Source organism: Kitasatospora sp. NPDC056181, from assembly GCF_042266225.1.
Taxonomy (GTDB): Bacteria; Actinomycetota; Actinomycetes; order Streptomycetales; family Streptomycetaceae; genus Kitasatospora.
In genome coordinates this window covers 49,953-68,651 of the sequence record NZ_JBHJUK010000016.1, presented here as the reverse complement: position 1 = coordinate 68,651, position 18,699 = coordinate 49,953, and the positions used below count along the sequence as shown (strand labels likewise).

General features: G+C 73.2%; 16 protein-coding genes and 1 riboswitch. Of the genes, 5 read left to right on the top strand and 11 right to left on the bottom strand.

Features of this window, described 5'->3' with window-relative positions; translation table 11 throughout:
* Positions 1–49: 49 nt before the first annotated feature.
* On the bottom strand, positions 50–682 hold the full coding sequence (locus tag ACFC1F_RS09635; protein ID WP_376156849.1) for an AAA family ATPase: 633 nt from the start codon (positions 680–682) through the stop codon (positions 50–52).
* Between the two features lie 228 nt (positions 683–910).
* The gene (locus tag ACFC1F_RS09630) at positions 911–2,461 is read right to left on the bottom strand and encodes a carboxylesterase/lipase family protein (protein WP_376156848.1); all 1,551 of its coding nucleotides are present in this window, start codon (positions 2,459–2,461) and stop codon (positions 911–913) included.
* Between the two features lie 469 nt (positions 2,462–2,930).
* Here ACFC1F_RS09630 and ACFC1F_RS09625 point away from each other — a divergent pair, with 469 nt between their 5' ends.
* Together ACFC1F_RS09625 and ACFC1F_RS09620 are read left to right on the top strand one after the other, a co-directional pair.
* On the top strand, positions 2,931–4,283 hold the full coding sequence (locus ACFC1F_RS09625) for an MFS transporter (protein WP_376156847.1): 1,353 nt from the start codon (positions 2,931–2,933) through the stop codon (positions 4,281–4,283).
* Positions 4,284–4,467: 184 nt separating this feature from the next.
* Positions 4,468–4,737, top strand: coding sequence for a hypothetical protein (locus ACFC1F_RS09620; RefSeq protein WP_376156845.1), 270 nt, complete (start codon positions 4,468–4,470; stop codon positions 4,735–4,737).
* Positions 4,738–4,740: 3 nt separating this feature from the next.
* Here ACFC1F_RS09620 and ACFC1F_RS09615 read toward each other — a convergent pair whose 3' ends face one another.
* From ACFC1F_RS09615 to ACFC1F_RS09605, 3 genes are all read right to left on the bottom strand, one after another.
* Positions 4,741–5,343: an HAD family hydrolase gene (locus tag ACFC1F_RS09615; RefSeq protein WP_376156843.1), complete on the bottom strand. Its 603-nt coding sequence runs from the start codon at positions 5,341–5,343 to the stop codon at positions 4,741–4,743.
* 119 nt (positions 5,344–5,462) lie between these two features.
* Positions 5,463–6,005, bottom strand: a complete 543-nt coding sequence (locus ACFC1F_RS09610) for an EF-hand domain-containing protein (RefSeq protein WP_376156842.1) — start codon at positions 6,003–6,005, stop codon at positions 5,463–5,465.
* 153 nt (positions 6,006–6,158) lie between these two features.
* On the bottom strand, positions 6,159–6,521 hold the full coding sequence (locus ACFC1F_RS09605; protein WP_376156840.1) for a cytidine deaminase: 363 nt from the start codon (positions 6,519–6,521) through the stop codon (positions 6,159–6,161).
* A gap of 41 nt (positions 6,522–6,562) precedes the next feature.
* On the opposite strand from ACFC1F_RS09605, the gene ACFC1F_RS09600 reads away from it, so the two are divergent.
* The gene (locus ACFC1F_RS09600) at positions 6,563–7,207 is read left to right on the top strand and encodes a GNAT family N-acetyltransferase (RefSeq protein ID WP_376156838.1); all 645 of its coding nucleotides are present in this window, start codon (positions 6,563–6,565) and stop codon (positions 7,205–7,207) included.
* A gap of 75 nt (positions 7,208–7,282) precedes the next feature.
* Here the strand turns inward: ACFC1F_RS09600 and ACFC1F_RS09595 are convergent, their stop codons facing one another.
* From ACFC1F_RS09595 to ACFC1F_RS09575, 5 genes are all read right to left on the bottom strand, one after another.
* Positions 7,283–7,804: a hypothetical protein gene (locus ACFC1F_RS09595; protein ID WP_376156837.1), complete on the bottom strand. Its 522-nt coding sequence runs from the start codon at positions 7,802–7,804 to the stop codon at positions 7,283–7,285.
* Positions 7,805–7,890: 86 nt separating this feature from the next.
* The gene (locus tag ACFC1F_RS09590; protein ID WP_376156836.1) at positions 7,891–9,597 is read right to left on the bottom strand and encodes a dipeptide ABC transporter ATP-binding protein; all 1,707 of its coding nucleotides are present in this window, start codon (positions 9,595–9,597) and stop codon (positions 7,891–7,893) included.
* 113 nt (positions 9,598–9,710) lie between these two features.
* Positions 9,711–10,703 carry an ABC transporter permease gene (locus ACFC1F_RS09585; RefSeq protein ID WP_376156835.1) on the bottom strand — a complete coding sequence of 331 codons (993 nt, stop codon included), beginning with the start codon at positions 10,701–10,703 and terminating at the stop codon, positions 9,711–9,713.
* Between the two features lie 166 nt (positions 10,704–10,869).
* The gene (locus tag ACFC1F_RS09580; RefSeq protein ID WP_376156833.1) at positions 10,870–12,618 is read right to left on the bottom strand and encodes an ABC transporter substrate-binding protein; all 1,749 of its coding nucleotides are present in this window, start codon (positions 12,616–12,618) and stop codon (positions 10,870–10,872) included.
* Positions 12,619–12,730: 112 nt separating this feature from the next.
* A complete protein-coding gene (locus ACFC1F_RS09575) occupies positions 12,731–13,711 on the bottom strand; it encodes an ABC transporter permease (protein ID WP_376156832.1) in 981 nt (326 codons plus the stop codon).
* Positions 13,712–14,007: 296 nt separating this feature from the next.
* Positions 14,008–14,105: riboswitch (ZMP/ZTP riboswitch) on the top strand.
* A gap of 21 nt (positions 14,106–14,126) precedes the next feature.
* Between ACFC1F_RS09575 and ACFC1F_RS09570 the strand changes: the two genes are divergently transcribed.
* Positions 14,127–15,578: a glycine hydroxymethyltransferase gene (locus ACFC1F_RS09570; RefSeq protein ID WP_376156831.1), complete on the top strand. Its 1,452-nt coding sequence runs from the start codon at positions 14,127–14,129 to the stop codon at positions 15,576–15,578.
* Between the two features lie 148 nt (positions 15,579–15,726).
* Here ACFC1F_RS09570 and ACFC1F_RS09565 read toward each other — a convergent pair whose 3' ends face one another.
* Positions 15,727–17,175, bottom strand: a complete 1,449-nt coding sequence (locus ACFC1F_RS09565; RefSeq protein WP_376156829.1) for an aldehyde dehydrogenase family protein — start codon at positions 17,173–17,175, stop codon at positions 15,727–15,729.
* A 515-nt stretch (positions 17,176–17,690) separates the two neighbouring features.
* Here ACFC1F_RS09565 and ACFC1F_RS09560 point away from each other — a divergent pair.
* Positions 17,691–18,680, top strand: coding sequence for a class I SAM-dependent methyltransferase (locus ACFC1F_RS09560; protein ID WP_376156827.1), 990 nt, complete (start codon positions 17,691–17,693; stop codon positions 18,678–18,680).
* Positions 18,681–18,699: the final 19 nt, after the last annotated feature.

The following is an 18,699-nucleotide window of genomic DNA, read 5'->3' as shown; positions in this document are numbered from 1 at the left end:
GCCGGCCCGTCCGCCCGTCGGTCCGCCGGCCCGTCCGTCCGCTCGTTCGTCAGTCGAACCGGATGTGCCGGACACCGGTCCAGGCCCGCCGCAGCCGGCCGCGCAGCTCGCCGTCCGTGTTCGGTGCGAGCGTCAGCCCCGCGGAGGCCGCGATCCGGTCGGCGACCCGGGCGACGGTGAGGTGGTCGGTGTGCAGGTGCTCGCCGAACTCCGCTCCGCGCAGCCGCTCCAGGCAGTGGTCGAGCTTCGAGACGGCGAAGCTCTCGCGGCGCAGCGGCGCGTCCTTGCCGGCGACCAGCCTCACGGCGTGCCCGAGGCCGCGCTCCCGGAGCCGCCGCAACACCTCCTCGCGCTCCGCCAGCAGCGCGAAGTGCCGTACGTCATGGCCGCGTTCGCGCAAGCGCCCGACCGTCTCGGCGAAGTAGACCGGTTCGACCACGGTCATCGGCACGAGCACCGTGCCCCGATGGGCGGTGAGCGTGCGGTCGAGCACCTCGAACACGCCCTGCCGCCAGGCCGGGAGGTCCTGGAAGTCGCCGCGCAACGGCCTCGGCGTCATCCGGTGCAGGCCGAACCCGACCTGTTCCGGGTCGCAGATCACGCTCCCGGGCAGCCTGCGCCGCAACTCGTGGGCTGTCTGCGTCTTCCCGCCGCCGAAGGGCCCGTTGATCCAGATCAGCATGCCGGACACCCTACGCGGTGGACACCCCGCCGGGCGGGCACCCCGTGCGGCGGGCACCCCCGTCCGCGCCGAACCGGCGCCGGCTGCGGCGGGAGCGACCGGTCGCCAGGGGGGTCGCCAGGGGGAGGGGCCGGCCGCAGCAGCTCCGGCGGCGCCCAGGGCGCGACGTCGCCTCCCGCGCGGCCCGTCACCCCGGCCGGGCCGCGCGCGGCGTTGCCGATGCGTCGGTCAGGCGGGGTCGAGCACACCCTCCCACAGCTTGCGCTCGGCGCCACGGGGGTCGTTGACGACCTCGTTCCGGGGCGCGTTGTCCCGGTGGAAGGTCATCACCGGGCGGTCGCCGGTGTCGTACGCGGCCCAGCCGGCGAGCCGGCCCGTCCTGGCGAACTCGACCCAGCGGGAGTGGAGTTCGGCGGCGAGCTCCTGCGGCGGGTTGGGGCCGGTGAACTTCCGGCTCTCGGGGTTGGCGAGGGTGTCCCAGACGAAGGGGATCTCCAGGCTGTGGCACGCGCCGAGGCCGACCCGGAGGGTGTTCGGCTCCGTCGGGGAGCGCCAGCCGAACTCGAAGACGTACGTGGGCGCCGCGCCGCCCCCGCTCTCGCGGGCCTCGGCGATCCGGTAGGTCGGAATGCGGACCAGCCGGTCGGTCAGGACGGCGCAGGCGATCCCGGAGGGTGCGCGGCGCGGGTAGACGTCCGTGCCGCCCTTCGCGTACTGGTCGTAGAAGCCGGCCGGGACGCCGTAGACCTCGGCGCGGGCGCGGAAGGCCTCGGCATCCGGCCAGTAGACCATCGGGGTCGGGATCACGAAGAGCCGGAACTCCTCGGTGGTGGTGCCGATCAGCAGCGGGATGTTCCCTCCGGCGCCGCGGGCGATGGCCTCGAACGGCGTGGCGGACAGCAGCCCGCCGTCGATCACCGGCATGAAGGCCATGCCGCAGGCGGCGATGGTGCTCTCGCCGTACTTGGCCGCGTCGGCGCCGGCGGCGACGTCGTCTCCGACCTGGCTCTGGGCCTCGATGAGGTCGCCGGGCGCCACGGTGGACAGGCCCGCGAAGTCGGGGGTGACGCCGAGCCGGTCGGCAACGGCCTTGACGACCAGCGAGGCGTCGGCAACGGTCTGGCCGAGGTGGGCGGTGCCGCTCTGGACGATCGCCTTGTGGAAGAGGTCCACACCGGCCGACATCAGGGCGAGCACGCTCATCGCTCCGGCGGACTCGCCGAACAGCGTGACGTTGTCCGGATCGCCGCCGAAGTTCGCGATGTTGTCGCGTACCCACTCCAGCGCGAACACCTGGTCGAGCAACCCGCGGTTGGCCGGGGCCGGCGCGCCCTCGATGTAGGCGAAGCCCTCCATCCCGAGGCGGTAGTTGAGCGTGACGCAGACGACGCCGTCGCGGGCGAATGTCGCGCCGTCGTAGGCGGTCACCGCGGACGAGCCGGTCGTGAAGCCGCCCCCGTGGATCCAGACCATGACCGGCAGCGGATCCCGCCCCTCGCCCTCGGGGGTCCAGACGTTGACGCTCAGCCAGTCGTCGCCTTCGATCACCGGATCGGGCATCAGCTCGCCCAGCTGCCCCTTGATCGGGGGCTTGGGCGGCGTCGGCCCGTACGCGGTGGCTTCCAGTACCTCGTCCCAGGGCTCGGGCGGGGCCGGCGGCCCGAACCGGTTGGCCTCGCTGCCGGGGGCGGCGGCGTAGGGGATGCCGAGGAAGCGGGTGACCCCGTTCTCGGTGGTCCCGGACACCGGTCCGTAGCCGGTTTCGACCAGGTTTGGCATGGGGGCTCCTCAAGGGGGCCGGTCGGTACGGTCGGCGCAGCGCCGGACCGGCCCTCCCGGCGGTGTCCCCGGCCGCCACGTGCAACCGGAGCGTACCCGGACTACCCGGGCCGGACGGGACCAATCCCGGGCGACCGCAACTGACGGAAGTTGTGCAGTCGCGGAGCGTCACCTTCCGTTCGTCTGCCGTCTCGTGTCGCCTCCTGTCCGTCCTGCCCCTCTCGTCCCGCACGTCCTGCGCGTCCCGTACGTCTCTCCTCCCTCTCCCTCCTCCTTGCCGTCCCACGAGGTTCCGGTCGGCTGCCCCGGCCGCTCCCTCGCCGCTTCCTCGCCGTTCCCCGGTCGTGCGCCGGCTGTGCGTCGCAGGCGCCTGTGCCCGCTGGATCCTTCGGCTACGATCGCTCGACGGCCGTGCCGCACAGGGGAGTTGCGGCCGGGCGCAGGGCTGCGCGGATGAGCAGGGGGCGGCATGCCGGACACGGACTTGCACAAGGATCCGGACTCAACGACGGAGCCGCGGCCAACGCCGCCGCCCGGTCTCTGGAGGCAGCGGAACTTCGCCGCGCTCTGGTCCGCGCACACGGTCAGCCAGTTCGGCACCCAGATCAGCTTCTTCGTGCTCCCGGTGCTCGCCCTCACCACCGTCGGGGCCACCCCGGGCCAACTGGGGCTGGTCGCCGCCGCCGAGACCCTGCCGTTCCTGCTGGTCGGACTGCCGGCGGGCGCGTTGCTGGACCAGTGGGACCGGCGGCGCGTGATGATCGTCGCCGACGCCGGCCGGGCAGCGGTGATCTGCGTGCTGCCACTCGGGTACGCCCTCGACCTGCTGGGCGTGCCGCTGCTCTGCGCGGTCGCGTTCGTCACGGGCCTGTTCACCGTGTTCTTCGACATCGCCGACCAGGCCTTCCTGCCCAGCGTCGTCGGCCGCACGCAGACCGCGGCGGGCAACAGCAGGCTGGAGTTCTCCCGTTCGGCCGCCGAACTGGCCGGCCCGGGCCTCGCCGGCCTGCTGCTGCAAGTCGTCACAGCGCCGCTGATCCTGCTCGCGGACGCCGCGAGCTACCTCGCCTCCGCGCTCCTGCTCGGCCTGGTCCGGACCCCGGCGCGGGCCGAAGCGGAGCCGCCCGCACAGGAGCTGCGCGCAACGGAGTCGCCCGCACAAGAGCCGCCCGCGCCACGGGAGCGGATGCGCACCCGGATCGCCGACGGCCTGCGGTTCGTCCTCCGGAACCAGCTGCTGCGCCCGATCGCCCTCGCCACCGCGATCGGCAACCTGGCCGGTCTGGGCGGCGCGCTGAGCGCCCTGCTGCCCGCCTTCGCCCTGCGTGACCTGGGTCTCTCCCCGGGCCGGCTCGGCCTCGCGCTGACCGTCGGCAACGTCTGCGCCCTGATCGGCGCCCTGCTCACCGGCCGCCTGATCCGGCTGCTCGGGTTGGGGCGGCTGCTGGTCGCGGCCAAGTGCCTGCCGGGGCTGGGCGTGCTGTTGCTGGCCACGGCTGCCCCGGATCGAGCCGTCCCCGCCCTGGCCGGGGCCGCCGGGATCGCCGCCTGCGGCATCACGGTCTACAACATCGCCCAGGTCAGCCTCCGCCAGGCCGTCACCCCGACGGCCATGCAGGCCCGGATGAACGCCTCGGTCCGCTTCGTCATCTGGGGCACGCTCCCGCTCGGCGCGGCGGCCGGGGGGCTCCTCGGCTCGGCGATCGGTCTGCGCCCGGCGCTCTGGCTGGTGGCGGTGGTCAGCCTGTTCTCCTGCGTGCCGCTGCTGCTGGCCCGCGACGTCCGGACCCTGCGCGACTTCCCGGCCGCCGCGGCCGACTAGGAAGGGGCGGGCTCCGCACGCCCGGCGGCCAGTATTCCAGCAGGACTTCGACGTTTTGCCTGATCAGAAGGCTGCGCGGTGAGTGTAGTGGGCTGGTGCCCGTCAGGGGCGGTCTTCTGGGGACCGCCTCTCGATCGTGTGCAGCCGGCGTTGGTGGTGGCAGCGGCGGGGGCAGCCTCCCGTCGTGATCAACGAGCCTTCAGCCGAGAGCTGGGACCGCGAACTCGAAGACCTCTTCCTCCGTGTCGGCCACCGCTTCAGCCGCGTGGAGCCGTGCCGCCGAATGCGCGACTACGTTCGCGGCCTACTCGGCCCGGTCGGCCGCCAGAACGGTTGGCAGCTGGCCGAATACGCAGGTCACGCCACCCCTGACGGACTGCAGCACCTGCTCGCCGGTTCCCGCTGGGACGCGGGCGAGATCCGCGACGAGCTGCGATCCTCTCACGCGTTGTGACGGTCACCGCGGCAGGAGCGCATCCAGTGCCGCACCGAGCCCGACGGTGTCGCGGAAGTGGATCGCGGCGATGCCCAACTCGCGGGCGGCAGCGACGTTCGCAGCCCTGTCATCGATGAACACGGCTTCCGCGGGGGCGACACCCATCATGTCGAGGGCCTGGGTGAACACCACCGGTTCGGGCTTGGTAGCGCCAAGACGGCAGGAGAAGAGCAGGGCGTCGAAACGGGAGGCGACCTGAGGGAACAAGTCCGGGAGCGCTTCCAGGAGCAGGGGGTCGTTGTCCGTGAGCAGGGCGGTGCGGAGAGGACGCACGGTGTCCGCCAGCCTGAGCACCATGGGATCGGGTTCGAAGGCACGGCACCAGATCTCCTGGAGTACCCGGACGCTTCCCTGGAACCCCAGCCTCTCTTGAATCGTGCGGTGGATCTCCGACGGGGAATCAAGGCCGAGGTCCCACCGCGAGATGAGCCCTGATGCGTACAGTCTGCTCTCCACCTGCTCGGGCGTGAGCCCGCATGCCGTACCAAGCGCGGCAAGCCGTCGCTCTGGATGGAAGCGGCAGACGACGCCCCCGAGGTCGAAGAAGATCACCTTTGGCTGCATGCGCTGACGATAGCTGCACCGCCGTCACGAAAACGGCCTTGCTTCGATGCTCCTGCAGAGCGGGCCCACCTCCGGGTCGCAACGCCAGCCAACCCTTGATCACGATCTCAGCTGGAGTACTAGGCGAACGAGGCCCGGCCCGTCCACCAGTTGCCGGGGGCCTCCGGGTCGCGGCTGGTCCAGTACTCGATGATCGCGTTGGTGAACTCGGCGGCCGACAGCTTGCCGTCGCCGTCCAGGTCGAGCCGGCGGAAGGCCTCGTCGGCGTCGTCGCGGGAGAGGCCGGCGAAGTGGCCGCGCTGGAAGACGAAGAACTCGCCCGCGTCCACCGTGCCGCTCCTGCTGGTGTCGGCCACGGCCAGGAAGGCCTCGGCCAGCGCCCCGAGGCTGGCCCGGGCGGCCTCCGGGTCGTCGACGAGCGACGCGGTGGAGGCGGTGAACTGCTCGCGGGTGATCGCCTCCGTGCCGATCGGCAGGCGGGCCAGGTGCAGGTCGTGCCAGATCGTGAGGTAGGCGCGGACGATCCAGGCCTCGGCCTCCGAGCCCTCGGCGTGCCCGAGCGACCGGGCCACCGAGTGCCCCATCAGTACGTGGTCCCGCTCGGTCAGCAGTCCGTCGCCGTCGGCGTCGAGGTGGTCGAACCCGTGGTTGATCTTTGCCATCAGCAGTTCGTCGGACAACGTGCCCCCATAGGTCGGTGATCTCCCTCGTCATCGGCACGGTAGCGCGTCCACCGGCCGTGGCGTGGCGGAACACCGGTTTGCCACGCCCGGCCGAACCGGATGCGGGCTCAGGCGGGCGGGCGGGGTGACCTGCTACGTCTCCTCCGGCCGGTGGACCGCCCACACGTAGGCCTCGGGGAGCAGGTCGAGGACGGGGAGGCTGCGAACGGCGCCCCCGGTCTCCCCGGCGTCGTCGGCGTCCTCGGTCTCGCGACCGCCGTCCCCGCCGCCGTCCCCGCCGGCGGCGGCACCGATGAGCACGAGTTCGGTACAGGGCCCGCCGGTGAAGTGGTACGCGTTGAGCGCGCTGACGATCCGCCCGTCGGCGTTGCGGGCCGCGGCCGCGACCGTGCGGTTGCCGCTGCGGGCGAAACGGCGGGCGATGTCGGTGGCGGCCTCGACGAGGGCCTGGTCCCCGGCGGGGTCCTGGGCGGGGTCCTGGGCGACGGTCGGCATATTCGGTGGGGCTTTCTCGTCGGTGGTGACAGGCTCTGGGCATGGAACCCCAGTCGCTGACCGTGCCAACGCTGCCCGCCGGTGCCGGCCTTGAGCTCAGGGCCTGGCGGATCGCCGACACCGGGGTGCTCCGCGAGGCCGCCGCCGACCCGTACATCCCGCTGGTCACGACCGTTCCGGCGGAGTACGACGACGCGGCCGGCCGGGCTTTCGTCGAGCGGCAGTGGGCGAAGGCCGGACGCGGCAGCGGCTACCCGTTCGTGATCGTGGACGCGGCGGAGCAGCGGCCGGTCGGCTTCGTCGGTCTCTGGCCGAAGGGGGACGGCAGGGCCTCGCTCGGCTACTGGACGGCCGGGTCGGCGCGTGGCCGCGGTGTGGCCGGCAACGGGCTGCGGGCGGTGTCCCGTTGGGCGTTCGATGAACTGCGGCTGGCCCGGCTGGAGCTGTACATCGAGCCGTGGAACACCGGTTCGGTCCGTACCGCCGAGCGGGCGGGTTTCCGCCGTGAGGGCCGGCTGCGTCAGTGGCAGACGGTCGGCGGCGAGCGGCGCGACATGGACGTGTACGCGCTGCTCGCCACCGACCCGGTGGACGGGGAGTCGGCGGAGGGCCGCGGGGTGGTCCGGGCCCTTGCGGGTCCACGCCGCCACCTCACGACGCCCGTTCCCCCCGGTGCCACAGGATGATTCCGGCCCGCCACTCATGTGGCGGGCCGGGGCCGGGCGTCCGCGTCGGCGCTCCGGGTCAGCCCGCCCTCCGGGTCAGCTCGCGTTCCGGATCGCCGCGTCGGCGAGTCGCTCGGCCAACTCGCTGAAGGCCGCACCGAGTTCCTTGTCGGCGATGCTGCCGGCGTAGGCCTCGAACCCGAGGGCGGCCTGGGCCTGGACGGCGGGCGTGGCGTAGTCGGGGTCGATCGGGTAGGGCTCGCCGGGGGGCCAGGGGAGCGGCCAGTGCTTGGGCCAGGGGATCTTGACCTGGTGTCCCGTCCCGCACCAGTCGTCGCCGACCTCGCCGAGGATGGCGCGCACGTCGCCGCCGGAGAGGCGGGCGGTGATGGCCGTGTTGGCCACCGCGTTGACGGTGCCGGAGACGGCGAGCCGCAGTTCGGGGGCCCCGGGCGGGAGCGGTTGCGGGTTGAGCGGGGCGGCCTGGCCGCTGGCGGCCAGGTGGACGTGGCGGGTGGGGCCGAGGACGGGCAGGTGCGGGCGGATGCCGTCCAGGGCTTCGGGGTGGAGGCGGCCCAACAGCTGGATCAGGGTGGCGGCTTGGCGGACGAGGGTCATCGGGAACCCCTTCTCTGGGACGGAGGCGCTCACTGCCGGTAGCCGATCGTATGCGCAGTGGTCCGGGGGGAGGCGGCGACACACCCTCAGTGCGCGGCGGCCAGCAGCTCCCGGGTGTAGTCGGTGTGCGGGGCGGCGAACAGCCGGTCGCGGTCGGTGGACTCCACCAGCCGCCCGCGGTGCATCACGGCGATCCGGTCGCAGAAGTGCCGGACGACCGCGAGGTCGTGCGAGACGAAGAGGAAGGCGACGCCGAGCCGTTCACGCAGTTCCATCAGCAGGTTGAGTACCTGGGCCTGCACCGAGACGTCCAGTGCGGAGACCGGCTCGTCCGCGATGATCAGCCGGGGTGACGGGGCGAGCGCGCGGGCGATGCCGATCCGCTGGCGCTGGCCGCCGGAGAACTCGTGCGGGTAGCGGTCGAGGTGGTCGGCGGACAGGCCGACCTGCTCCAGCAGCTCGGCGGACCGCTCGCGTCGTCCTTCGGCGGTGAGCGCGGTGTGCAGGCGCAGCGGCGTGTCGAGCGTCTGGGCGACGGTGCGGCGAGGGTTGAGCGAGGCGTACGGGTCCTGGAAGACGAGCTGGACCTCGCGGCTGAGCCGCCGCCGCAGGGCCCGGTCGGGGGCGGTGGCGTCGACGCCGTCGTACCGGATCCGGCCGGCGGTGGCGGGCTGGAGGCCGGCCAGCACGCGGGAGGTGGTGGACTTGCCGGAGCCGGACTCCCCGACCAGGCCCAGGGTCTCGCCGGGGGCGATGCGCAGGGTGACGCCCTCCACCGCCCGGATCGGTTCGCCGGGTCGCCCGGGGAACCGTCGCCGGCCGGGGAAGCGGACGGAGAGGTCCTCGGCCTCGACCAGCCACCGGTCCGCCGGCGGAGCCGTCCGGTCCCGGAAGGCGAAGGAGAGTGACGGGTCGTCAACCGTCGGCAGTGGCGTTCCCGGGGCGCTCTCCCGGGTGAGGGCGGCGCCCACCAGGGCCCGGGTGTAAGGGTGTTGCGGCGAGGCCAGCAGCGAGGCCGTGGGCGCGGACTCCACCCGCCTCCCGTCGCGCAGCACCAGCGTCCGGTCGGTCGTTCCGGCGACCACGCCCAGGTCGTGGCTGACCAGCAGGACCGCCGTGCCGTGTTCGCGCTGCAACTCGCCCAGCAGGTCGAGCACCTGCCGCTGGACGCGGGCGTCGAGGGCGGTGGTGGGCTCGTCGGCGATGAGGACGTCGGGTTCGTTCATCAGGGCCATCGCGATCATCACCCGCTGGCGCATGCCCCCGGAGAACTGGTGCGGGTAGTCGCGGACCCGGCCGGCCGGGATGCCGACCCGGTCCAGCATCGCGGCGGCCCGCTGCCGGGCCTCGCCGCGGCCGGCGCCGGGGTGGTGCAGCCGGTACATCTCGGCCAGCTGCGCGCCCACGCCGTGGAACGGGCTGAGCGAGGTGAGCGCGTCCTGGAAGACCAGGGAGACCCGGCCGCCGCGCACCTCGCGCAGTATGGACTCGTCCGCGCCGACGAGCTCCTGCCCGCCCGGCCCCGGCCCCGCCTCCGACGCCCCCGGCCCCGACGCCCCCAGCCCTGACGTCCTCAGTCGGATCGAGCCGGTGACGGTGGTGGTGCGCGGGTCGTGCAGGCCGAGGACGGCGAGTCCGGTCGCGGACTTGCCGGAGCCGGACTCGCCCACCAGGCCGAGGACCTCGCCGCGGGCCAGGTCGAAGGAGAGGCCGCGGACGGCGTGCACGGGTGCGCCGCCGCGCGGGTCGGCGAAGGTGACGGACAGGTCGCGGACGCTGAGCACGGGTGTCATGGTGAGCTCCAGTCGGGGCCGGTGCGGGCGGCAGGGCGGCAGGGCGGCAGGGCGGCCGCCAGGGGGCTGTGGGAGGGCCGCGGGGCCGGGGCCGGGCCGGGGGCCGGGGCGGGTCAGCCGAGGCGGATGCGCGGGTCGAGCCAGGCCACCACCAGGTCGGCCAGTGCCACGAAGAGCACCACGAAGCAGGCGGCCAGCAGTACCGCGCCGACCACCGCCGGCAGGTCCTGCCCCTCGACCGCGTCGGCGGCGAACCGCCCGACGCCGTTCAGCCCGAACACGGTCTCGGTGACCACCGCGCCGCCGAGCAGCGCGCCGGCCTCCAGACCGAGCAGCTGCACCAGCGGTCCGGCTGCGCCGCGCGAGGTGTACTTGAGGTGGGCGCGCAGCCGGCCGAGGCCCTTGCCGCGTGCGGTCCGGACGTACTCCTCGTTCATCGTCTCCAGCAGCTGGGACCGCGAAAGGCGCGCGAACACCGCCGAGTTGACGAATCCGAGGACGAGCCAGGGCAGCAGCATCCCGCCGGCCCAGGCGGCCGGGTCCTTGGCCGGCGGGGTGTAGGAGGGCAGCGGCAGCAGTCCTGTGGTGTAGACCAGTGCCCACTGGGCGACGTAGCCGAGGAAGTAGATCTGCACGCTGGCGCCGATCAGGGTGAAGCCGGAGAGCAGCCGGTCCGTCCGGGACCCGTGGCGCAGCGCCGAGACGAAGCCGGTGCCGAGGCCGAGCAGCACCAGCACGGCGAGTGCGCCGGCGGTCAGCGAGAAGGTGACCGGCAGGTGGTCGACCAGCGCCTCGGTGACGGGCTGGTGCAGCCGGTAGGAGTAGCCGAGGCAGGGCGCATCGCAGTGGATCACCGAGCCGTCCACGTCGTTGACGTCGCGCCCGGCGACCACTCCGGCGAGGTAGTCGGTGTACTGGGTGAGCAGCGGCTGGTCCAGGCCCATGCTCTGGCGGACCGACGCGACCTGGCCGGAGTCGCAGCGCGGGCCGCAGGCGGCGCGGGCCGGGTCGGCTGGGGCGGCGTAGAAGAGGGCGAAGGCGGCGGCGGAGACCGCGACCAGGACGGCGAGGGCCTGGAGGGTCCGCCGCAGGGCGAAGGAGAGCATGGCCGGTCCGAATCGGGGTGCGTCGGGGTGACGGCCCCGCCTGCGGGCAACAGGAGGGGCCGCCAAAGGACTTCGGGGCATCGGGGCCTCGGGTTCGGGGCCCCGGGGGTTGGCCCTCGTGGACCGGGACCTCGGGGTCGGGAAGCCGGGGTCGGGACCTCGTGGGTCAGGACTTCAGGTACAGCCAGGAGAGGCTCACCGACCCGTAGATCGGGTGGACGAACGCGCCGCCGACGTTGGCGCCCCGCAGCTGGTTCATGGTCGGGTAGGCGAAGGGCAGCACCGGCACGTCCTTCATGACGGTCTGCTCCAGCCCGTACAGCTCCTTGGCCTTGGCGCGCGGCTCGCCGATCTGGTTGATCCGGTCGATCTCCTTGTCCACCTCGCCGTTGCGGTAGCGGGCGGCGTTGAGGTCGCTGTTGGCACGGCCGTCGAAGGAGAACGGGACCAGCGTGGACGGGGTCGGCCAGTCGACCGAGGAGGTCTCCTCGAACAGGTCGTACGGGGAGTCGGCGCGGTGCGCCTCGTCCAGCAGCGCCTTGGGGTCGATCGGCTTGGGCACGATGGTGATGCCGGCCTTGGCGAAGCCCTCGACCAGCACCTGGGCCACGCGCTGCCCGACCGGCGTGTTGGCGTACGCGTAGGTGAGCGGGGCGGGCGGCTGCTCGGCCTTGGCGAGGGCGGCCCTGGCCGCCTCCGGGTCACCCTCCGGCTTCGCCGGGTACAGGTCGTACTTCTGCCAGTCGACCAGCGCGGGCGAGCTGAGCGTGGTTGCGAGCTCGCCGACCCGGCTGCCGCCCTGGACCTGGCGGGCCTGCTGGCGGGGGTAGGCGAGGTGGAGCGCCTTGCGGACCTCGACGTCCGGCACCCGCTCGTTGTTGATCACCAGCTGGGTGACGAAGGCGCCCTGCCGGCCGGAGACCACCAGCTCCTTGGCCTTCGGGTCGGTGTCCACGGTCTGGTAGAGCTCGGGGGAGAGCTGCGTGGACACCGTGGTGGCGTCGGCGCCGCCGTCGCGGCCGGAGAGGATCTCCTGGTTGATGTTGAGAGCCTCCTTGCCGAAGGTGAAGACGAACCTCTCCGGGTACTGGCTGCGGATCGGGTCGGTCTCCGCCTTCCAGTGCGGGTTGCGCTCCAGCACCAGCCGGGTGTTCTGGACGTGCTCGGCGATCCGGTAGGGGCCGCTGGCGAACGGCAGCCGGTCGTACTCCGTCCCGGTGTCCTTGTCCCTGCGCACCGGCGAGGAGGAGGACTGCGCGGCCATGTACGGCACGTCGGCCTGCGGCTGCGGGAAGTGGAAGACGATTGTGCGCTCGTCCGGCGTCCCGATCGCGGCGAGGTCGCCGTCCTGCGGGCCGCCGTACTTCTTCCGGGCGTCGTCGTAGCCGGCCTCGCCGGTGAGCCACTGCGGCCAGTACGGCGGGCCGACCTCGTAGCCCTTGCCGAAGCTGCGCTCGATGCCGTACTTGACCTGCTGGGAGGTGATCGGCTGACCGTCCTCCCAGCTCACGCCCTCCTTGAGCCGGTACGTCCAGGTGCGGCCGCCGTCGCTGGAGGTGCCGGTGTCGGTGGCGAGGTCGCCGACCAGCCTGGCCTTGCCGTCCACCACCTGGTACTGGGTCAGCTGGCGGCCCCAGAGCAGCGAGGCGTTGTACGCGGCGCCCGCGTAGACCTTCTGCGGGTCGAGGTGGCGGAAGTCGGTGGTGTTGTAGACGTTCACCGTGCCGCCGGGGCGGGCGCCGGGGACGGCGGGGGCCGGGCCGGCGCTCTCCTTCTCGGTGCCGAGCGCGGCGGTCAGCGGCGAGGCGTCCTTGGCGGCGGTGCCCGGGCCGGGGGTGGAGCCCGCGCCGGCCGAGCAGGAGCTCGCCAGCAGCGCGGTGGCGACGACGGCGAGGGACGGTTTGATCCAGCGCATGGCGAATCTCTCCTTGCCCCGGGGCACGGGGCGGCTAGGTGAAGGGAACACGGGACGGCCAGGTGAGGGGGAAGGAAGGGGAAGAGAGGGGGAGGGCGGGACGGCGAAGGGGTCAGCGGGTGGCGCGCGGGTCCAGCGCGTCCCGGACGGCGTCGCCGAGCAGGTTGAAGGCGAGCACGAACAGCAGCAGTGCCACACCCGGGAAGAACATGTACGTCGGGTCGGCCCGGAAGACCTCGGAGCCGCGGGCGATCATCCGGCCCCAGTCCGGGACGGGCTCGTTGATGCCGACCCCGAGGAACGACAGCACCGCCTCGGTGGCGACGAACGTCGGCACCGCCATCGTGGTGTGCACCAGCAGCTGCGCCCGGACATTCGGCAGGAGTTCGCGGAAAACGATATGGAAACCGCTCGCGCCGAGGGCCCGCGCGGACTGCACGAAATCCCTTTCCCGAAGTGACCGGACGGAGGCGCGCAGGGAAAGCGCGAGCGGAATCCAGCCGAATGCGGAGAACACCAGGACCAGTACCAGGAACTGCATCCACTCGGGTTCCGCACGGCCCGGGTCGACCAGCCGGGACTGGATGACCGGGCTGAGCGCGAGCAGCAGGAGCACCGTCGGAAAGGCCAGCAGGACGTTGGAGAGGAAGCCGAAGAGCCGGTCGGTGATCCCGCCGAGGTGGCCCACCGCGACGCCGGCCAGCACCCCGAGGGTGGTGGTGACGGTTGCGGCGGCGAAGGCGATCAGCAGCGAGGTGCGGATGCCGTAGAGCAGCTGGGTGAGGACGTCCCGGCCGAGCCCGGGCTCCAGGCCGAACCAGAAGTCGCCGGAGATCCCGCCGTTGGGGGCGATCGGCAGTCCGCCGTCGCTGAGCAGGCCGGGCGTGTTCTGGCCGTAGTGCTCGACCGGGTTCCTGCCGTACAGGGCGGCGATCAGTGGCGCGGCGAGCGCGAGCAGGAGGAAGAGCAGGACGACGGCGAGGGCGGCGGTCCCGACCCGGTCGCGGCGGATCCGGCGCAGGAGGCCCTGCGGGGCGGGTGCGGCCGGGCGCGTCGCCCCGGCCGGCTCTGCGGCTGTCTCGACCACTGCCATGAGAGGCGTACTCCCCGAATTCTCCGCCGCCCCGTGGGTGAGGGTGCGCTGGTGTGCATTTCCGGACCTCCCCTCCGGGGGTTTCCCGGTGGGCGGCCGAACGCCATCAGACCGGACATCGACGGACTTCCGCAAATCATTCCGGCCCGAACTCATGCGCAGTGTTTCGGGAAATGTGACGGCTTCATTCCGCCGCAATGCTGCCGTCGCAGAAGAACGGACATAGCAGGGCAAAAGCCGGGGCCCGTCCCGCATTCTGAGATCTCCGCCACACCCCGTCCGGTGTTGGTACGATCCCGGTGAGCCGCGACTGGCGCGCACGGATGGAATCAACCATCGGGAAGCGGCTCCGTGGATCCTCACGTCGAAGTTGCCGAGCGCCTGGGCCGTCCGAACTCGTCACGAGGAGACCGCCTTGGCCCCGCACACGACCGCCAGCGCAACCGCCAACACCGCCTTCCGCAGTGCCCTGGACTCCGTCCGCGAGGTCGAGCCGCGGATCGCCGCCGCCATCGGCCAGGAGATCGAGGACCAGCGCGCCTCGCTCAAGCTGATCGCCAGTGAGAACTACGCCTCCCCGGCCGTCCTGCTCACCATGGGCAACTGGCTCAGCGACAAGTACGCCGAGGGCACCGCCGGCCGCCGTTTCTACGCCGGCTGCCGCAACGTCGACACCGTCGAGACCATCGCCGCCGAGCACGCGCGCGCCCTCTTCGGCGCCGACCACGCCTACGTCCAGCCGCACTCCGGCATCGACGCCAACCTGACCGCCTTCTGGGCCGTCCTCTCCCAGCGGGTCGAGAGCCCGGCGCTCCGGCGCGCCGGTGTCCGCAACGTCAACGACCTCACCGAGCAGGACTGGGCCGAGCTGCGCCACGAGCTCGGCAACCAGCGGATGCTCGGCATGTCCCTGGACACCGGCGGCCACCTCACCCACGGCTTCCGGCCCAACATCTCCGGCAAGATGTTCGAGCAGCGCAGCTACGGCACCGACCCGGCCACCGGCCTGATCGACTACGACGCGCTGCGCGAGACCGCCCGTGAGTTCCGCCCGCTGATCCTGGTGGCCGGCTACTCCGCCTACCCGCGGCTGGTCAACTTCCGCAAGATGCGCGAGATCGCGGACGAGGTCGGCGCGACCCTGATGGTCGACATGGCGCACTTCGCCGGCCTGGTCGCGGGCAAGGTGCTGACCGGCGACTTCGACCCGGTGCCGCACGCCGACATCGTCACCACCACCACCCACAAGTCCCTGCGCGGCCCCCGCGGCGGCATGGTGCTCTGCACCTCCGAGCTGGCCGAGCACGTCGACCGCGGCTGCCCGCTGGTGCTGGGCGGCCCGCTCTCGCACGTGATGGCCGCCAAGGCGGTCGCCTTCGCCGAGGCCCGGCGCCCCGAGTTCCAGGCGTACGCCCGCCAGGTCGTCGACAACGCGCAGGCGCTCGCCGAGGGCCTGCTGCGGCGCGGCGGCACGCTGGTCACCGGCGGCACCGACAACCACCTCGTCCTCGCCGACGTCTCCGGCTACGGCCTGACCGGCCGCCAGGCCGAGGCCGCGCTGCTGGACTCCGGCATCGTCACCAACCGCAACTCCGTCCCGCAGGACCCGAACGGCGCCTGGTACACCTCCGGCGTCCGCCTCGGCACCCCCGCGCTCACCACCCGTGGCCTCGGCACCGCCGAGATGGACGAGGTCGCCGCCCTCATCGACACCGTGCTGCGCGGCACCACGCCCGTCGCCACCTCCGGCGGCGCCCCCTCCAAGGCCCAGTACACCCTGGACGCCGCCCTGAGCGAGGGCGTCGCCAAGCGCGCCGCCGACCTCCTCGCCGGCTTCCCGCTCTACCCGGGCGTGGACCTGGCCTGACGCTCACCGGAGGGGGCCCGGCCGGCCCGGGCCCCTCACCGGTACGGCCGGACTTCCCCGGTGGGGCCCGGCACACCGGAACGGCCGGCCCCACCGGTACGGCCGGGCTTCCTTATGGGGCCCGGTCGGCCGGGTGTCCCCAACCGGCTCAGTACTGCAGCGACTTGTACTGCAGGAACTCCTCCAGGCCGTGCCGGCCCAGCTCGCGGCCGAGGCCGGAGTTCTTGTAACCGCCGAACGGCGCCAGCGGGTTGAAGCGGCCGCCGTTGAGGTCGACCTGGCCGGTGTCGAGCCGGCGGGCGAACGCGGCGGCGGTGGCGGTGTCGGCCGCCCAGACGCCGCCGGCCAGTCCGTACGGGGTGGCGTTGGCGAGTTCGGCGGCGTGGTCCTCGTCGCGGTAGGCGAGGACGGCCAGCACCGGCCCGAAGACCTCCTCCTGGGCCACCGTCATGTCGGCGGTGACGTCGGCGAGCACGGTCGGCAGCACGTAGAAGCCGGTGTCGAGGCCGTCCGGGGCCTCCGCGCCGCCGACGACCAGGCGGGCACCCTCGGCGAGCGCGCCGGTGACGTAGCCGCGGACCCGCTCCCGTTGGCGGGCGTTGACCAGCGGCCCGACCCGGGTCCGCGGGTCCGCCGGATCACCCGGGAGGTACTTGGCGGCGGCCTTCGCGGCGAGCGCCACCGCCTCCTCGCACTGGTCCTCGTGCACCAGCAGCCTGGTCCAGGCGCTGCACGTCTGGCCGGAGTTGGCGAAGACGTTGGCCACGTTGACGGCGACCGCCCGGGCCAGGTCGGCACCGGGCAGCACCACGTTGGCGGACTTGCCGCCCAGCTCCAGCGCCACCCGCTTGATCCCGCGCCCGGCCGTCTCCGCGACCGTGCGCCCGACGGCGGTGGAGCCGGTGAACGAGACCACGTCCACCTCCGGGTGGGCGGCCAGCGCCGCGCCCGCCACCGGACCGGCGCCGGTCACCAGGTTGAACACCCCGGCCGGGAAGCCCGCCTCGTGGACCAGCCGGGCGAACAGCCGCGCCACCAGCGGGGTGTCCTCGGCCGGCTTGAGGACGACCGGGCAGCCGGCGGCCAGCGCCGGCACCACCTTGGCCACGATCTGGTGCAGCGGGTAGTTCCACGGCGTGATCGCCGCGACCACCCCGGCCGGCTCGGCGAGCACCACCGAGTTCCCGATCCGCTCCTCGAACGGGTGGTCGGCGAGCAGCGGCAGGTAGGAGGTGGCGACCGCCAGCGGCAGGCCCGCGTGCACGGCGGTGGCGAAGCCGACCGGCGCGCCGAGTTCGGCGACCACCGTGGCGGCGATCTCCTCCTGGGCCCCGGCCAGGCCGTCCCGGAGCCGGGTGAGCAGCGACAGCCGAACCTCGCGGGTGGTGGCGCCCCAGGCCCGGGCGGCCCTCCGGGCGGCGGCCACCGCCGCGTCGACGTCCGCCGCGCCGCCGGCCGGGACGGTGGCGAGCACCTGCTCGGTGGCCGGGTTCAGCACCGGGATCGACCCGCTGTCCAGGGCGGGCCGCCAAGCGCCGTCGATGTACTGGTCACCGTGCTCCGCGTACGGGACGTCGTACGTCGCGTCCTGCTGCACCGTTGGTCCTCTCGTCCGAACGGCCGATCGTCCGATCGGCCCAATGACCGGGTCATGAGCAACGCTCGTCGGAAGGCCAGTCAAGGCCGCCGGGACCACCCGGCGCAAGGGCCGGAACCGGGCGGGGAGCCCCGCTGTCGAACCGGGTGCTCGGGCGCTCCCGGTGGCGCCCTCCGCCGGGCGGGCGCGCCGGATTCCCGTACGGTCCCCGGTCCTGACCGCCGCACAGGCCGGTCGTCGCCGCGCCGCTCCGGGCACCGCGTCTCCGCTTGCGGCCCGCACGGGGCCTGCGAATTTTTCGGTGCAAGGCCTCCTCAACTCCGCCCGGCGGGAGGTAGATTGCAGCGCAATCGGGCGCGCGGGACCACCGTTGGCAACGAGACCGAGCGGGTTCTCGCCGTGCCGGGCCGACGGCTGCTCCGGATGATGGGAGGGAGGCCTCCGCCTCCCCCCAGCGTTTCCGTGCCCGGGGAACGTTTCCCCATGGTCGTCCGTAGCGTGTAAGGAGCAACCTCGTGAGCGACGCCACGTTGAGCGCCGAGCAGCACCGGCCCGCCGAGCCTGCTGTGCTCGATGACGTCCCCGGCTGGTTCTGGGACCACGACCGCCACCTCTTCGAGTGGTTCCTCGCCCGCCAGGAGAAGGCGGGGGTCACCGGGGACCTGATGGAGATGGGCGCCTACCTGGGGCGCAGCGCGATCGTGATCGGCGGCCACCTGCAGCCCGCCGAGACGTTCACGGTCTGCGACCTGTTCGACTCGGACGCTCCCGACGACGAGAACGCCGCCGAGATGGACATGTCCTACCGCAAGACGCTGACCCGGTCCGCGTTCGAGTCCAACTACCTCTCCTTCCACAAGTCGCTGCCGGAGATCATCCAGGCGCCCACCTCCACGCTGGCCGGCGGCCGAGTCCCGGCGGGCGCCTTCCGCTTCATCCACATAGACGCCTCGCACCTGTACGAGCACGTGGTGGGCGACCTCCAGGTGGCCCGGGTGGCGCTTGCGCCGGAGGGCGTCGTGGTGATGGACGACTACCGCTCCGCCCACACCCCCGGTGTCGCAGCCGCCACCTGGGAGGCGGTGTTCAACCACGGCCTCAAGCCGATCGTGCTCACCGAGTGCAAGTTCTACGGCACCTGGGGCGACCCCGAGCCCGCCCAGCGCGACCTGCTGGACCGGGTGGGACTGGCCGAGGGCTGCCACCTCTCCACGGAGAGCCTGAACGGGCAGCAGGTGCTGCGGCTCGGCGGCGGCTCCGAGGGCATCGCGCCGTTCCGTCCCTCGCGGCACTACGACCGGCTCGCCGCCGAGGCCGGCCGCCGCGAGGCCGAGGAGGCGCGCCACGAGGCGCTGCGCGCCCGGGAGGAGGCCGCCGGCGACCTGGCCGTCCGCCGGGCCCGCGCCGCCGAGCGCCGCCGCCCGACCAACGTGGCCAAGCGCGTCGCGGGGGACCTCCTCCCGCCCGTGGTCACCTCCGCCATCCGCCGCGCCCGCCGGGGCTGACACCCACCCCGCACGTATC

Coding starts and splice junctions, on each gene's coding strand:
- ACFC1F_RS09635 (WP_376156849.1), bottom strand. CDS start 682: ATGCTGATCTGGATCAACGGGCCCTTCGGCGGCGGGAAGACGCAGACA.
- ACFC1F_RS09630 (WP_376156848.1), bottom strand. CDS start 2,461: ATGCCAAACCTGGTCGAAACCGGCTACGGACCGGTGTCCGGGACCACC.
- ACFC1F_RS09625 (WP_376156847.1), top strand. CDS start 2,931: ATGCCGGACACGGACTTGCACAAGGATCCGGACTCAACGACGGAGCCG.
- ACFC1F_RS09615 (WP_376156843.1), bottom strand. CDS start 5,343: ATGCAGCCAAAGGTGATCTTCTTCGACCTCGGGGGCGTCGTCTGCCGC.
- ACFC1F_RS09610 (WP_376156842.1), bottom strand. CDS start 6,005: ATGGCAAAGATCAACCACGGGTTCGACCACCTCGACGCCGACGGCGAC.
- ACFC1F_RS09605 (WP_376156840.1), bottom strand. CDS start 6,521: ATGCCGACCGTCGCCCAGGACCCCGCCCAGGACCCCGCCGGGGACCAG.
- ACFC1F_RS09600 (WP_376156838.1), top strand. CDS start 6,563: ATGGAACCCCAGTCGCTGACCGTGCCAACGCTGCCCGCCGGTGCCGGC.
- ACFC1F_RS09595 (WP_376156837.1), bottom strand. CDS start 7,804: ATGACCCTCGTCCGCCAAGCCGCCACCCTGATCCAGCTGTTGGGCCGC.
- ACFC1F_RS09590 (WP_376156836.1), bottom strand. CDS start 9,597: ATGACACCCGTGCTCAGCGTCCGCGACCTGTCCGTCACCTTCGCCGAC.
- ACFC1F_RS09585 (WP_376156835.1), bottom strand. CDS start 10,703: ATGCTCTCCTTCGCCCTGCGGCGGACCCTCCAGGCCCTCGCCGTCCTG.
- ACFC1F_RS09580 (WP_376156833.1), bottom strand. CDS start 12,618: ATGCGCTGGATCAAACCGTCCCTCGCCGTCGTCGCCACCGCGCTGCTG.
- ACFC1F_RS09575 (WP_376156832.1), bottom strand. CDS start 13,711: ATGGCAGTGGTCGAGACAGCCGCAGAGCCGGCCGGGGCGACGCGCCCG.